We start from the raw sequence: 13,962 nt of genomic DNA on the forward strand, positions 1-13,962 counted from the left end.
CGTAGGCACTCTACACTGGGTTACATAAGCCCAGATGAGTATGAGCGCAAATGCGCATAGTTAGAGCGTCTACTTTTTGTGGGTAAGACCAACGGGTGTTCGAGGTGGAAATTTAATCTGTGCGCAATATATATATTTTAATTATTTTAGGTGGATTACTAATGGGCTGTGAGGATCGAACCTCTTGTGTGCTTGTTGGATCAGGTAATCAGTTTGGAAACGACCACTTAAAAAAAAATCGAACTGGTTTCTGATTATACGAAAGAATTAGGTTTGCCAATTACAAAAGAGGAAGTAGCTTTAATCGTCGGTATAGCTTACGCCTCAAGTCAACTTGAAGGCGGGCAGGAAGGTGTTCCTATAAATATATGTTTTAGGTTGGAAAGTAAGGGTATACCGGAATTCCGCATACTCTCTAGCAATGGGAAGCCTTTAGTTGATTGGCAAAGTACAACAAGATCAACGCCCGCTGATCCAAGAAAGTGAAACCACGTCTAACAAATTTCTGCACCTGACACACACTGCTAGGCTCCTTTTGCGTGTGTCGTTGCGCTCCATTATCACAAAAACCGCTCTCCACAGTGCGCTCAGATGAGCAAGGCGTTAGCATTAAGAGGACGTAAATGAGCAATCCATATAGTGCACCGAATAGTGATCTTATGAGAACAGAGGAACCTTGGAAACGTTCTAAATGGTTAACGGGGTGGCTATGGTTTATGTTGATTACAACAGTCATCAATATCCCTATTTCATATTTCATGTCTGATGCAATTATTAAATAATCACCAAAAATAACGATGAAAATCGTTTACATATTAATGTCAGCCTCCGTTTTGAGCGCCATTTCTTTGTGGGCACTACTTAAAAATAAAAGGTGGGGTGTTTGGGGTGTATGCGTAGTAGTAATTATCGCGTTCGTAATTAATTTCCACTCTATGGGTTTAAAGGCTGCTATTAGCGGGCTAATAGGAGTCGCCATTCTGTTTTTCTTACTCCTGAGAGGAGGGAAAAATAGTGCGTGGTCGAAGCTATGCTAACAAACGCAGGCAGTTTATTCTGGCCCCTGCCGGGGCCTCCGTGGGACGCCCAACGCTGCGGCCGCTAACCATTACAAGGAGAACGCTCAGTGATTAAAAAAATTATTACACACTTCCTTGCTCTAAGTGTCGGGATTGTAGTGACCGTTTCTTTCACGGTCATGCCACAGTTTGGCGGAAAGGAAGACGCGCCAGCGGATATGACAGTGGTGGTGTATCGTGTAGCTGAAGAACTGATGGAGCCTAAAACGATCACTACCAACTCTAATTTCAGGACTTCTTTGGATACAGAAAAGGGAAAACCTATAGACCTATCTATAAAGAAAGTAGATTCCCAGTCATCAAGCACTGTCTCCTACCAGAATGTAACGGTGAATGGAGTAAGTATGAATATCGATTCAAATGGTACAGCCGTATTTGATGATATTATGGTCGTTCTGGTCGATCACTCTAAATACGACCCAGGGACAGAGGTCGCCACGCGATAATGGTTAACAACTGCAGGCAGACAACCCAACCCCTTTGGGGACCTGGGTGGAACGGCTTGCGCTACGCTTCAGCCGCCCCATGCTGCGGGCGTCACATCCTAAAATCATTGAACATTTCGAAAATTGTATAGGTACATTATGAAGAATAAAGTTTTTAACACAGCAATATGCATATTAGGCCTTAGTGTTATATCAGGATGTGCTGAGTTTAAAGATACTGGAAAATCAATTGGCCATGGCACAAGAGATGTTGCCAAAGCAATTGGCCATGCTTCTCGCGACACAGCAAAAGCAATAGGCAAAAACACCAAAAAGATAGTAAATGATATAAACAATGACAGTAAAAAATAATTTCTAAGGGTATAACAAGGTGCGCCACACAGGTCCTGCAACGCTTTGCGCCGCAAGCCCGTGCGCACGCGAAGCAATCAAAGACGTATGGTTTACGGAATTATTTTCTTCCCGATCGCCATCTTCATCATTTTATTTATTGTCTGGCCGCTTGAAAATAATTAGGTCAGCGGAGATGAAGTAGAAAACCCTGGCAATTTGTCACAGCCAGACGAACCTCCGAGTGCACCGGGAAAACAATGGAAACGCAGTGACGTACACTCAAACTCTTACACGCTACAAGGCTTGGGCCGACGACCTGTTTTTGTCTGCGGTTTCTTCAATTCCCATAGAGGAGCTCACAGCGCCACGGCCAATTGTCTTTGGCAGCCTAATTCGCACGCTAAATCACTGCTATACGATGGATTATGTCTGGCAGTGTCACCTGCTTGGCGAACCTCATGGCATGACGACGCGCAACCCAGAGGATTGGCCCACAATCGAAGCGCTGGCAGCAAGCCAACGCAACGTGGACCAGTGGTATGTTGACTACGCCAACTCAATCACAGAGGACAAACTGGAAGGAACCGTGGAGTTTGAATTCATAGGCGGCGGTGAGGGGTGCATGTCTCGTCGCGATATCCTTGTGCATGTCGTGAATCACACCACCTACCATCGTGGTCATGCGGCCGACATTCTTTATAGTCTCAATGTCGCCCCACCAACTACCGATCTATCGGTATTCCTCCGGCAGCATTCGATGACTGCCCCTAAAGGAGTTCAGTAAGCGGTTCTGGGCATCCCGCTCGCGAAAACACTGAAGCGCACCTCGGCCAATAACGTCAAACCTAAATAAGAGAGTAAGAATGAAAACATTAATAAAAATAGTCATAGGGATTTTCGGGGTCATTGTATTAGCTATAGCGGCGGTTTTCTTTTTCACTTCCGACATGACCAAGACCGCTGATGAATTCCTTGCACTTGCCAGGAATGACAGCAAAGCGGCGTACGCCTATTTGTCGGAGGATTTCAGGGCCGGAACTTCTTTTGAAGAGTTCTCATCGTTTATTAAGACCAGCGCTTTGGACAAGTATGAAAGCTCAAGCTGGGAGTCCAGATCAAGGAACGGAAATCGGGGAACGTTAAAGGGTTCTATTACTACAGTGTCAGGGGGTGTTATTCCCTTAACGCTGAATCTCGTCAAAGGAAACGGATCCTGGAAGGTCTACTCCATTCAGAAGCCATCTTCAGGCATTCAAATAGAATCGGAAAACGGCGAGCTTCCAACACAAAAAGAACAGGTTGTCTTAGTTGATCGCGCCATGCAGGAGTTTGCAAATTCCGTTAACAACAAAAGCATGGCTTCTTTTCATGATTTCATTTCTGAATTCTGGCAAAAGCAGGTATCAGTGGAGTCCCTGGACAAAGCTTTCGAGCCATTTTTTGGAGCCGTAGACCTAACCGTACTGAAATCTTATGAACCACAATTTTCCAAAGATTCACAGATAACTGAAGACGGCATACTAATTCTTGCGGGCAGCTACCCCACAAAACCCAATAAAGTTTATTTTGAACAAAAATACATCTACGAGGGGCTTGGCTGGAAACTGGTCGGATTCAGCACCGATATAAAATAGCTTTTACAATCCACTCCAGCACGAGCTTATTGATACCAGGCAGCCTACAGCAAACCGCCCTAGAGCTGTTTCATGGCGTTCGTCGCCGACACTGCGATGATAATTAGACTGACAGCCAGGAGTGAGAAGGGCCCCGCCACAAGGGCGGGGTTTGTTGAATATCAGTTCCCCACGACCTGATAGTGAATGGCACTGGGATACTGCTCGCTGTGGTATACCCGGTGTTCCGCCCTGACGAAATCTTCCGGCTTGGCCTGGAAGATATTGTCCACATACTTCTGCGGGTTCAGATCCAGGAACGGGAACATGCTGCTCTGCACCTGGATTTCCAGGCGGTGACCGCGCTTGATGGTGTGCAGCACGTCGAGCAGCTGGAACTTCACCCGCGTGGGCTTATTCGGTTCAAAGGGTTCCGGATTGCTCATGCTGTTGCGGAAACGGCCGCGCATGACACCCCAGCGGACCAGCTCATGGCGATTGCCGGTCTCGGCATCCACTTCGTCGGTATTCACATCCTTGCCGGGGAATACATCCACCAATTTGACGACAAAATCCGCCGCGCTCTGGCTGGTGGACACCCACAGGTCCACATCGACCGGACCGGCAATGGTCTGGTCCTGCTCCGCCGGCGGGGTATCGAATACCAGCACGTCGGGACGACGGGCGCTGAAGCGCTGATCCTCTGCCATATAGGGCCGGTCCCAGCCGCGGCTGATGTGGGCGGAGTGCGGCACCGGCTTGTTCGGATCACTGACATAGTCGCTATAGCCACCCTTGGCCTCGCGCTGCTTCAGCAGATTCGCATCAGCACCCAGATACAGGGTCACGGCGTCACCCTTTTTCGGCGGCCAGTTTGCGAAGCTGCGCCAGCGATTGGCGCCTGTCTCAAAGACCGTCACACGTTCTGGATCCGGCGCATCGGCGCCCTTCAGGTTTTTGTTGAAGAAAGGCAGCAGCACCTGCTGCTGAAACCATGCGCTGGTATCGAAGCCGAACTGGGCCTCACCCATATGGTCGCCTTCGCCGCGATTCCACTGGCCGTGGTACCAGGGCCCCATCACCAGGTGGACATTGTCCTTGTCGTTGTTCTCGGACATGGTCCGATAAGTGGCCAGCGGGCCGTAGAGGTCTTCAGTATCGTACCAGCCACCGACGATCAGCACCTGCGGTTTGACGTTGTCAAAGTGTTGCAGGACATTACGCGCTTTCCAGTAGTCATCGTAATTCGGGTGCTCGGTCAACTCGTTCCAGAAAGGCCGGGTACCCTTGAAGTATTTTTTGTTGACGTTGCTGAGTGGGCCCAGCTCGCGGAAAAACTGGTAGCCATCCGGCGTTCTCGCCTTCATGCCCTCAGGCCAGGCCGCCATCAGTCCGTCGCGCTGCTTGTCAAAAGTGTCGAAAAACAGAAACGCCATCGGCGCCACGAAAGCACCGTTGCGGTGGAAATCGTCAAAGAACCAGTCGGCGATAGGCGCCTGCGGCGAAATCGCTTTCAGCGCGGGGTGGCTGTGAATTGCGGACACTGCAGTGTAATAGCCGGGATAGGATGTTCCCCACATCCCCACGCGACCGTTATTATTTGGTACGTTTTTTACCAGCCAGTCGATGGTGTCGTAGGCATCGGTAGCGTCGTCGACGGCCTTGCCGCCCTTGTCAAACGCATCCTGCGGACGCATGTTGACAAACTTGCCCTCGGACATGAATTTGCCGCGCACATCCTGGAAGACAAAAATATAGCCTTCTTTCTCGAAGATCTCGCTTGGCCCAAGCTTGGTTTTGTACTGCCCCACACCATAAGGTGCCACCCGGTAGGGAGTGCGCTGCATCAGGATCGGATATTTATCCTTGCGGTCGTAGGGGATGTAGACGGAGGTAAACAGCTTGGCGCCGTCGCGCATCGGTATCTGGTATTCGTACTTGGCGTAGTGGGAGCGAATATACGCAGCCCGCTCGTCCGCTTTTTTCTTTTCGGCGTCTTCCGCCGCCTGCGCAAATCCGCTCAGCAGCGTGGCGGCCAACAGGCACAGGACGATAGAAATTCGGTTTCTATACATCGATTTATCCTTATAGAAATTTCGATTGCGGGCTTTTTATTTTTTTTGATGCAGCCGCGGGGCTGACAGGATATTACCGACGGGTTCGATTTGGCGCCAGCGACCCAAGCCAGGCCGAATGCCTGATGGGGCGAGATGTCGGGCGCTGCAAGGCGGGAGCTCGCCCGAAGGCGCAGAGGGGAGTGGTTTTTTTCGATTACTGGGGCGTGGACACTTCGCCGTCTTGCAGCATCAGCTGCGCTTCCAGCGCCCGCTGCTCTTCGCCAACGCGGCGATAGTGATTGACCAGTGCGGTGCCGAGTGTCTGCAGCAGCGGGTGGCTGGCTTCCTGCCGGTGCAGGCGCCGCAGTAGTTCTTCCAGCCAGCCCCAGTCCTTCGCCTGTGCGGCGCGGCGCGCCAGCAGCAGGCAGACCTTTGCGGTCAGGGCGCGCGGTTGCGTGGCGGTATTCAGGTAGCGGCGGTAGCCGGCGGCAATTTCCTGCTCGTCACTGTTGCCGTCGCTGGCCAGCGCGAACAGGGCCAGGTTGGCGCGGTGGTAAGCGTCGCTGTCCGGCGCGGCAGCGGTCAGTTCGATATTGCGCTCGATCAGTGCCATCGACTGGGGATACTGGCGCACGGCGGCAGTGGCGGCCTCGGCCGCCTCCAGCAGCTTGCCCTCGTGCTGGAAGCGCTCGATGCGCTGGAGTGCCCGCTGCTGCGGTGTCGGCCCGGTGTCTTCCACCGGCATGGTCTCCAGTGGCGGGCGGCGGCTGAGCAACACCAGGGCACAGACAAACCCGGCGAGCAGGCCGCCGAAGTGCGCCCAGTAGGCGATGCCGGCATCGCCATAGAAATAGCCGAACAGCTCCTTGCCCAGCCACAGTGGCAGGACCAGCAACGCCGGCGCGGTGAACTCGCCAAACAGGAAACCCAAGGTGTAGAAAAAGCGCATCCGGCGCACGCCGTAGATGGCCACAAACATGCCCATGACCGCCGATACGGCGCCGGATGCGCCGACCATCGGCATCGGGCTGCCGGCCTCCATGGCGATGTGCAGGCCCGCGGCAGCGAGACCGCTGATGATGTACAGCCCGGCAAACCAGAGCCCGCCGAGAGCCAGCTCCACCGACAGGCCGAACAGCAGCAGGAAGATCATATTACCGATCAGGTGATCCCAGCTGCCGTGCAGGAACATATGGCCAAACAGGCCGGCAATGCTCGGTTCTGCCGGGGTGAGTCCGTAGGCGATGGTGCTCAGGCGGTCGCGCAACTCGGCAAAGTGCTCGCGCTCCGCCAGCCACTCGGTTTTCCCTTCCTGCCGCAGCTGCGGCAGCAGCCACTGGTGGAACTCCTTGTTCCACAGCAGTTCCCGGTAGACGAAATCCTCGCCCTGGGCGTCCACCTGCACGCGCCACTCCGGATGCACTTCATCGATATAGATCAGGAAGCGCGCCTCTTCGTGTTCGGACAGGTCGTGGGAGAAGTAGTAGTCCTCGGCCTTCTGCCAGCGTTCCTCATCGCCGCCCTGGTAGAACAGGAACACGAGCACATTGAGTGCGATCAGTGCAAAGCACATCAGCGGCGGGCGGCGCCAGTCGGGCTTGTTCTGGATGGGGATGATCAACACCGGCGCGGGCCTGTCTCTGTGGGGCAAATAGCCTCCCAGAATACCGCCAGCACGGGCGGAGAACAAACACTTTGCCCGTTTTTTGACCGACCAGCGAAAGCGGGAATATCGCCGTCCAGGTGGTCACAGTCGACATGGCTGCGGGCATCGCTGGCAACCTGCTGCAGAAGTACGTTGGGAATGGGACGCGGTATCGCCATGGTCTAGTCCGCCGACCTGCGCTGGTACCGCGCAACCGGTAGCGGGGGCTCCCAGCTGCGCACGTGCAGGTCACGCTGGGGGAAAGGCACCTCGATTTCCCGCTCATTCAGTTCGCGCAACAGCTCCAGGTTGAACAGGGCATAGGGGTCGCCGAGCGGCGACACCATGTTGCTGTTGATCCACACCACCAGTTTGAAATTGAGCGAGCTGTCGCCGAACTCCATCAGCCAGACTTCGGTTTTGCGCTGCCAGTCGGTGTGGGTAATGGCGACCCGCTCCGCCGCCGCCATCGCCGCCTCGCGCACGTTGTCCGGGTCGGAACCGTAGGCCACGCCAAAGGGCACGTGGATGCGGCGCACCGGATCGTCCAGCGTATGGTTGATCACCCGGCCGGCGACGAATTCGGTATTGGGAACGAGGATATCCACATTGTCGCGGGTGGTAATGCGTGTGGAGCGCACATTGATATCGCGGATGCGCCCGAAGACTCCGGATTCCAGTTCCACCAGGTCGCCGACCCGCAGCGGCTGCTCGAACAACAGGATCAGGCCGGAAATGAAGTTGGAAAAAATCGCCTGCATGCCGAAACCGATACCCACCGACAGGGCACCGGCTACCAGCGCGAGCTTGGAGGTATCCAGCCCCAGCATGCTCAGCACCACGATCAGGGCGATGGCGATGATGCTGTAGTGCAGTACCCGCCCCAGGTTGTACATGGACGATTCGCTGGCGTGGTTCTTGCGCACCAGCCGCTGCAGGAAACGGCGGGTAAAACTGGAAATCAGCCAGGCGACCACCAGTACAAAGATGATTTTGGCGATGTCGCGCAGGGTGATCGGGTTTTCGCTGATGGTGAACAGCTTGTAGTCAGCCAGTTCACGCCAATGTCTGTAGGCAACACTGAGAAAATGGCCGGTGCGCTCACGGACTGTCGGCCACCAGCCCTGGTGCTTTTTGAATAATTGCAGCTGCACCGCCTCATAGCGCTGCACGTCGTTGATCAGGTCATCGACGCTGCCGAGACCACTGTTGATTTTCTCGAACAGCAACCACCATTTCTGCATGCCCGCCCGTTCCTCGCCGGTCCAGGCCACCAACTGACGCTGGCGTACCGCCAGGTCACGGGAGATGCTGTCGCTCATGGTGTGCGCCGTGTCCAACAGCTCGCGGCTCACGATCAGTTCGTGTTCACCGCCGTCCTCCTTCAATACGTCATTGATGGACTGCAGGAGCTCCGCCTTGCGCTTCTTCAGGTGGGCTTCGAGTATTTCGGTTTCAAGCTGCATCAGTTTCAGTTCACGCGCCATATCGACTTCCGGATTGGCGGAAGTCAGCTGGTCGGCCTGCAAATCCGAACGCTGGACCGTGAGTTTATCGATGACATTGGCGCGCGCCTTGATAACCGCGTCGAGCTTTTTACCAACCTCGTCGCTGTATTGCAGATTCTTCAACATCCGGGCGAGCTGGCTCTGCGCCAGGCCAATCTGCTCCTTCCAGGCGCTCTGCTGCTTTTCCAGCGCATCGCGCCGCTCGACGATAATCAGGTGCCTGAGCTGGGCCTGCAGCAGTGCCAGGGCCGCCGCCTCGCGCTTGAGCTGGTCATCACCCGCCTCACGCAGCACCACCACCTGCTGGCGCAGCCGGTTAATGGACTGGTTCATGGTGTCGCTCAGCTGCCGCAGCTCCAGTTGCAGGCTCAGCTGTCGCTGCAATCCCCGCGCTATCGCCGCGTCCGCGTCGGCCCAATTCAGCACATTCGGCTGTTCGGGGAATTTCACCTCCGGCAGTACCGGCATTTTCCGGTATTCACCAAACTTCTTTCTGGTGTTTTCGATTCCCTTGAGGGATTCCGTCACCGCCTTTGCGCGCGCCTGCAGATCTTTATTGTCCGGGAGTTTGGCCTGCCAATCTGCCCATGCCTTTTGCAGGGCCTCCAACCACTGCTGCCGCTGCTCCGGCGAGGCATCGGGCCAGCCGGTCCACCAGTCGGCACTGGGCGCGCTGAAGTTGGGAATGACGGGTTCAAATTCCTCCTCGGGTTTCGGCTGGCCGGGCAGCTGGGCACTGGCCGGCGCTGCAGCAGCGCACAGCAACAGGGATAAGGACAGGGACAGCAACAGGCAAAGAAGAGCCGAGGGAAATGCGGGGCGCCGGCTGCACTGCTGTGAAGCGACCAATGAGGGATCACAATTTCCCATAGCCCACATCTATCCGTAGTACCACCGGCGCGAAAAACCATGAGATCCCGGCAGGGATCTCCGTATCAGTGTAGATGATTAGGTCGCCGGCCCCGCCGACTCAGTGGTGAGAGCCGCGCTTCAGGCAGTTCTGGTACTCGTCGCGATAGATGCGCAGCTTGCGGCTATCCACCCGGCCGGTGGCGCTGTTGCGGCGGGACAGATCCGAGGCAATCTGGCGACAGGTAGCCTCGCGCAGAGCGCGCGCGTCTTGGCCCCCGTCGACAGAGGGTGCGGTGCCGTAGGTAGGATAGGGGGCGTAGTAAACCGGGTAAGAATCCTGGCGCCCTTCGCCGTAGTCGTCGCGGTTGTGTGGATGGGCGCGCGGAACGCCTTGCACCCGGAAGCTGTTGGGATTGCGGTAATAATTGCGCCAGTTGTAAGGCGGCGTCACCACGGTGAACTGGCTGTTCCCAACGCTGTAGCGGAAGAAAATACCATTGCCGGCGACGAAATAGCGTTCTGCGCCGATCGTGAAGCCGCTGCTGCCAGACGGCAACAGCGCGACCGTGGCGCCGAGGGGGGCCTCGACGCGCAGGTAGCCGTCATCCACTGCGCGGTAGAAATAGCCGCCGGCGTAATAATAGGTCCGCCCCTGCACCTGAACTTCCTCGGTGCCATAGGGCAGGTTTTTCACGGTGTCGTCGGCCCAGACGCTTCCGGCAACAAGCGTCAGGCAGACCGTAGAGATGGCAACGAGCATGCGCATGTGTGGGCGCCCTCACACGGTAAAAGGAAGCGCCGACCAGTGTACTCGCCCGCGGTCGACACCTCCAACCCGGGCGGGGACAGTGTCCTGTACTCAGAGGAAGTGCTGTACTTTGGTCTTGTAGCTGCGGCTCATTTTCAGGCGTTCACCGTTGTTCAGCACCAGGTGGTATTCGCCATTGATATGCGCGCAGATCTCGCGCACACGGCTCAGGTTGACGATGGTGGAGCGGTGGATGCGCTGGAAGACTTTCGGGTCCAGCTGCTGCTCCAGCTCTTTCATGGTGATGCGCATTACATGGGTTTCCCCATTGGCGTGCACGCACATGTAATCGCCGGCGGCGTCGATCCAATCGATCTCCTGCGCGGGCACCAGGGTGATCTTGCCGGAGTCCTTGATGGCAATTTTTTCCGGGTACTGGCTGCCGCCCAGCTCGCTCTGGAAGTCGCCGGCCGCCAGCTTCTGCTCCAGCGCCTCGGGGGATTCGTGGGTCAGGTCCGCAACGGCCTCCAGCAGCTGTTCGCGCTGGCTGGCGATATCGGCCCGGGCGAGCTTATCCCGCACCCGCTCGATGGCGAGCGCCAGGCGCTGCTCCTCGATGGGTTTGAGCACATAGTCCACCGCGCTGACTTCAAAGGCCTCCACGGCGTACTGATCGTAGGCGGTGACGAAGACAATCTGCGGCAGCTCTTCCACCGGCAGTTGCTGCACTAATTGCAGTCCGTTGATACCCGGCATCTGGATATCAACAAACACCACGTCGGGCTTCAGTTCCTGGATCCGCCCGAGCGCTTCGCGGCCGTTGCCGCACTCGGCAATGACCTCGATATCCGGTATCGCATCCAGCCGCAGGCGCAGTCCGCGCCGCGCCAGTGGTTCGTCATCGACGACAATGGACCGCAGTTTTTCCTGTACACCAGTCATGCGCTTATTCCTGTTCGTAGGGAATTCTTATATGGACGGCCAGGCCGCCCTCCGGCCGGTTGCAGAAGCGCACCTTCTGCTCATCGCCGTAAAGGGAACGCAGGCGCTCGCAGGTATTGCGAATGCCCACACCGTAACCCGAATTCAGTGTGGCCAGTGAGGCCAGTGCCTCCTCCGGCATGCCCGGACCGTTATCGCTCACTTCCAGCAGCAGCTCTCCGGCAAAGACCCGCGCCTTGATCGTGATCTCGCCGCCCCACTCCCGCTGGGAGATACCGTATTTGATCGCATTTTCCACCAGGGGCTGTAACAGCAGGCTGGGTACCAGCGCGCGCGGCGAATCCCCCTCGAGATCCAGATTCACCCCCAGGCGGTCGGCGAAGCGAACCTTCTCGATATCCAGATACAGCATCAGCGCCTCGACCTCTTTGGCCAGCGTGACCTTCTGCATCGGGTCGTTGTCCAGCGAGTGGCGCAGGAACTGCGACAGCCGCGTCACCATATCGTTGGCGGTGCGGGCCTCATTGTCGAGAATCAGGGTCGAGATCGCGTTCAGCGTATTGAACAGGAAATGCGGATTGAGCTGGTAGCGCAGCATCTTCAGCTTGGCCTGGTGCGCCATGGATTCCGCGCGCAGGGCCTTTTCCTGCTGGGTCAGCGATGCCTGGTAATACTTGATGCCGTAGTAGAGGGCGGTCCAGGTCATCAGCAGCATGAACGAGTAGGAGAACCAGTAGACCGCCAGCACCAGCGGGTGCTCGTCGTCACCCTGCTTGCCGTACAGCCACAGGGAGCCGCCGAACTTGATCGCGGCCCACAGCACCGCCGCCAGTATCACCACGGCCAGGGATCCGAACAGGCGCACCGCCGGCGGTTTGTCCCACAGCCGCCGGAAACCGCGGCGCATCACTTCCGACAGCGCCACGCCGGACGCGGTGGCGACGGTAATATAGCCGGAGTGCAGCCAGTGATTCTCGACCCAGAAGAAGCTGCCGACGAATGTCAGCAGCGTATAGCCGCCCCACCCCGCCAGCTGCAGCGCCCAGTACTGCCAGTGGTGCGAGGACAGCTTATCCGACAGCCACTCAAATGCGTTATGACCCATAAATTCCTGTTGCCGCGGCGCCCAATACTCGCGCCGATTTGACACTAATGTTGAGGTTCATACTAAATGGCGTTATTCGCCGGCGAAATACCAACCGGCGCAACATCCAGACAGACTGCCGCAGGAGCCCCCGTGAAATACTGGCTTTTCAAGTCGGAACCGGACGAATACAGCATTGACGACCTGGCAGCGGAGCGCGGTCAGGTGGGCCGCTGGGACGGTATCCGCAACTACCAGGCGCGTAACTTTCTCAGGGATGCGGTCGAGGAGGGCGACGCGGTCCTCTACTACCACAGCGCCTGCAAGGTGCCGGCGGTGGTGGGGACTGCCGAGGTGGTGCGCGCCGCCTATGCGGATCCCGCGCAGTTCGATCCCGAATGCAAGTACTTCGACCCCAAGGCCAGCGGCGACAAGCCGCGCTGGTACTGTGTGGATATCCGCTTCGCCAGCCGCTTCGCGCGGCCGGTACCGCTGGCGGAGATCAAGCAGAACCCGGCACTGGCCGAAATGGTGCTGGTCAAGCAGGGGCGCCTGTCGATTCAGCCGGTCACGGCGCGCGAGTGGAAGACCCTGGTCGAGCTGGGCGAAATGTGAGGTCGCCGCTCACATGAAATCCGCGATTTCGTCCAGCGGCTTCTTGTCGATCGCCGGGACCCTGGCTCCCTCCGCCGGCAGCCCCGCCACCAGAATCATGTAGGGTTTCTCCGTCGCCGGGCGACCGAGGACTTCATTTAGGAACTTCATCGGGCTGGGCGTATGGGTCAGGGTGGCGACACCGGCATTGTGCAGCGCCGCGATCAGCATGCCGGTGGCAATACCCACGCTCTCGGATGTGTAGTAGTTCTTCAGCCGCTCACCGCCGTCGCCACCACTGAACTTCTTCAGGAAAATCACGATCAGGTAGGGCGCGGTTTCCAGGAAGGGCTTATCGGCATCGGTACCCAGTGGCGCCAGGGCGTTCAGCCATTCCGCCGATGCGCGGCGCTGGTAGAATTCGCGCTCCTCGGCTTCCGCGGCCTCGCGTATCTGGCGCTTGATCCTGGCACTCTCCACCACCACAAAATGCCACGGCTGCATATTGGCGCCGCTGGGTGCACTGCCCGCAGTGCGCAACGCATCCTCGATCACCTGGCGCGGCACCGGCGCACTGCAAAAATCCCGCACCGTGCGGCGGCTGCGCATCTGCGTATAGAAGGCCAGCGCGCGACGGCACATTGTATCGTCGTCGAGGCGCTCGAATTGCAGTGGCAGGAAAGTTTCGGCTTCGCTCACGGCAACTCCTTAAACTACGCCCTTGGTACGCGCGATAAACAGGCTCAGCAGGGACAGCAGGGTCAGCACTGCAACGATCACAAACAGCAGCAGCAGTGGGCGAAATGGTCTGCGCTCGACGCGATTGACGCCACTGCGCAGATACTTGTCGACCTTGGCCTGGTCTTCCGCGGAGAGCTTCTTGCGGGCGTTGCCGGAGATTTCAGACTCGGAGGGTTCAGACATTGGCTCTAGCGCTCGATTTATTGTTGTCGTTCGAGTCTAGAAGAAACAGCCGGTACAAAAAAGCCCCGCTATTGCGGGGCGCGATCGGCAGATCAATAACAGGGATGGAGTGCAGCCGGCACGGGACGCACCGACTG

Annotated in this window: 13 protein-coding genes; 5 read left to right on the forward strand and 8 right to left on the reverse strand. The window is 56.9% G+C overall.

All coding sequences use genetic code 11. The annotated features are described in order from the left end of the window. Positions 1-1,126: 1,126 nt before the first annotated feature. The 4 genes from IG168_RS16295 (at position 1,127) to IG168_RS16310 (ending at position 3,492) form a co-directional block, all read left to right on the forward strand. A complete protein-coding gene (locus IG168_RS16295) occupies positions 1,127-1,525 on the forward strand; it encodes a hypothetical protein (protein WP_193165569.1) in 399 nt (132 codons plus the stop codon). A 138-nt stretch (positions 1,526-1,663) separates the two neighbouring features. Continuing rightward, positions 1,664-1,876, forward strand: a complete 213-nt coding sequence (locus IG168_RS16300; RefSeq protein WP_193165571.1) for a hypothetical protein — start codon at positions 1,664-1,666, stop codon at positions 1,874-1,876. A gap of 250 nt (positions 1,877-2,126) precedes the next feature. Continuing rightward, complete coding sequence (locus tag IG168_RS16305; RefSeq protein WP_193165573.1) at positions 2,127-2,642, forward strand: DinB family protein; 516 nt, start codon at positions 2,127-2,129, stop codon at positions 2,640-2,642. Positions 2,643-2,721: 79 nt separating this feature from the next. After that, positions 2,722-3,492: a hypothetical protein gene (locus tag IG168_RS16310; RefSeq protein WP_193165574.1), complete on the forward strand. Its 771-nt coding sequence runs from the start codon at positions 2,722-2,724 to the stop codon at positions 3,490-3,492. A 161-nt stretch (positions 3,493-3,653) separates the two neighbouring features. Here IG168_RS16310 and IG168_RS16315 read toward each other — a convergent pair whose 3' ends face one another. From IG168_RS16315 to IG168_RS16340, 6 genes are all read right to left on the reverse strand, one after another. Continuing rightward, positions 3,654-5,546: a CocE/NonD family hydrolase gene (locus IG168_RS16315; protein ID WP_193165575.1), complete on the reverse strand. Its 1,893-nt coding sequence runs from the start codon at positions 5,544-5,546 to the stop codon at positions 3,654-3,656. Positions 5,547-5,742: 196 nt separating this feature from the next. Then, entirely contained in the window at positions 5,743-7,179 is a 1,437-nt protein-coding gene (locus IG168_RS16320) for a rhomboid family intramembrane serine protease (RefSeq protein WP_226877064.1), read from the reverse strand. Positions 7,180-7,355: 176 nt separating this feature from the next. After that, positions 7,356-9,551: a mechanosensitive ion channel domain-containing protein gene (locus IG168_RS16325; RefSeq protein WP_193165576.1), complete on the reverse strand. Its 2,196-nt coding sequence runs from the start codon at positions 9,549-9,551 to the stop codon at positions 7,356-7,358. Positions 9,552-9,651: 100 nt separating this feature from the next. Continuing rightward, on the reverse strand, positions 9,652-10,299 hold the full coding sequence (locus IG168_RS16330; RefSeq protein WP_193165578.1) for a DUF6515 family protein: 648 nt from the start codon (positions 10,297-10,299) through the stop codon (positions 9,652-9,654). A 93-nt stretch (positions 10,300-10,392) separates the two neighbouring features. Next, positions 10,393-11,223 (reverse strand): LytR/AlgR family response regulator transcription factor, encoded by an 831-nt coding sequence (locus IG168_RS16335; RefSeq protein ID WP_193165580.1) that lies wholly within the window; start codon positions 11,221-11,223, stop codon positions 10,393-10,395. A gap of 4 nt (positions 11,224-11,227) precedes the next feature. After that, a complete protein-coding gene (locus tag IG168_RS16340; protein WP_193165582.1) occupies positions 11,228-12,328 on the reverse strand; it encodes a sensor histidine kinase in 1,101 nt (366 codons plus the stop codon). A 132-nt stretch (positions 12,329-12,460) separates the two neighbouring features. On the opposite strand from IG168_RS16340, the gene IG168_RS16345 reads away from it, so the two are divergent. Beyond that, a complete protein-coding gene (locus IG168_RS16345; protein WP_193165584.1) occupies positions 12,461-12,922 on the forward strand; it encodes an EVE domain-containing protein in 462 nt (153 codons plus the stop codon). Between the two features lie 9 nt (positions 12,923-12,931). Here the strand turns inward: IG168_RS16345 and IG168_RS16350 are convergent, their stop codons facing one another. Then, positions 12,932-13,600 (reverse strand): nitroreductase family protein, encoded by a 669-nt coding sequence (locus IG168_RS16350; RefSeq protein WP_319024741.1) that lies wholly within the window; start codon positions 13,598-13,600, stop codon positions 12,932-12,934. A gap of 9 nt (positions 13,601-13,609) precedes the next feature. Next, positions 13,610-13,825: a DUF3094 family protein gene (locus IG168_RS16355; RefSeq protein WP_193165586.1), complete on the reverse strand. Its 216-nt coding sequence runs from the start codon at positions 13,823-13,825 to the stop codon at positions 13,610-13,612. Between the last annotated feature and the right edge of the window lie 137 nt (positions 13,826-13,962).

This window comes from Microbulbifer hainanensis (genome assembly GCF_014904735.1).
Taxonomy (GTDB): Bacteria; Pseudomonadota; Gammaproteobacteria; order Pseudomonadales; family Cellvibrionaceae; genus Microbulbifer; species Microbulbifer hainanensis.

Bases quoted from the DNA above. Each gene is read 5' to 3' on its own strand.
- IG168_RS16300 (WP_193165571.1), top strand. From the start codon at position 1,664: ATGAAGAATAAAGTTTTTAACACAGCAATATGCATATTAGGCCTTAGT.
- IG168_RS16310 (WP_193165574.1), top strand. From the start codon at position 2,722: ATGAAAACATTAATAAAAATAGTCATAGGGATTTTCGGGGTCATTGTA.
- IG168_RS16315 (WP_193165575.1), bottom strand. From the start codon at position 5,546: ATGTATAGAAACCGAATTTCTATCGTCCTGTGCCTGTTGGCCGCCACG.
- IG168_RS16325 (WP_193165576.1), bottom strand. From the start codon at position 9,551: ATGGGAAATTGTGATCCCTCATTGGTCGCTTCACAGCAGTGCAGCCGG.
- IG168_RS16330 (WP_193165578.1), bottom strand. From the start codon at position 10,299: ATGCGCATGCTCGTTGCCATCTCTACGGTCTGCCTGACGCTTGTTGCC.
- IG168_RS16335 (WP_193165580.1), bottom strand. From the start codon at position 11,223: ATGACTGGTGTACAGGAAAAACTGCGGTCCATTGTCGTCGATGACGAA.
- IG168_RS16340 (WP_193165582.1), bottom strand. From the start codon at position 12,328: ATGGGTCATAACGCATTTGAGTGGCTGTCGGATAAGCTGTCCTCGCAC.
- IG168_RS16355 (WP_193165586.1), bottom strand. From the start codon at position 13,825: ATGTCTGAACCCTCCGAGTCTGAAATCTCCGGCAACGCCCGCAAGAAG.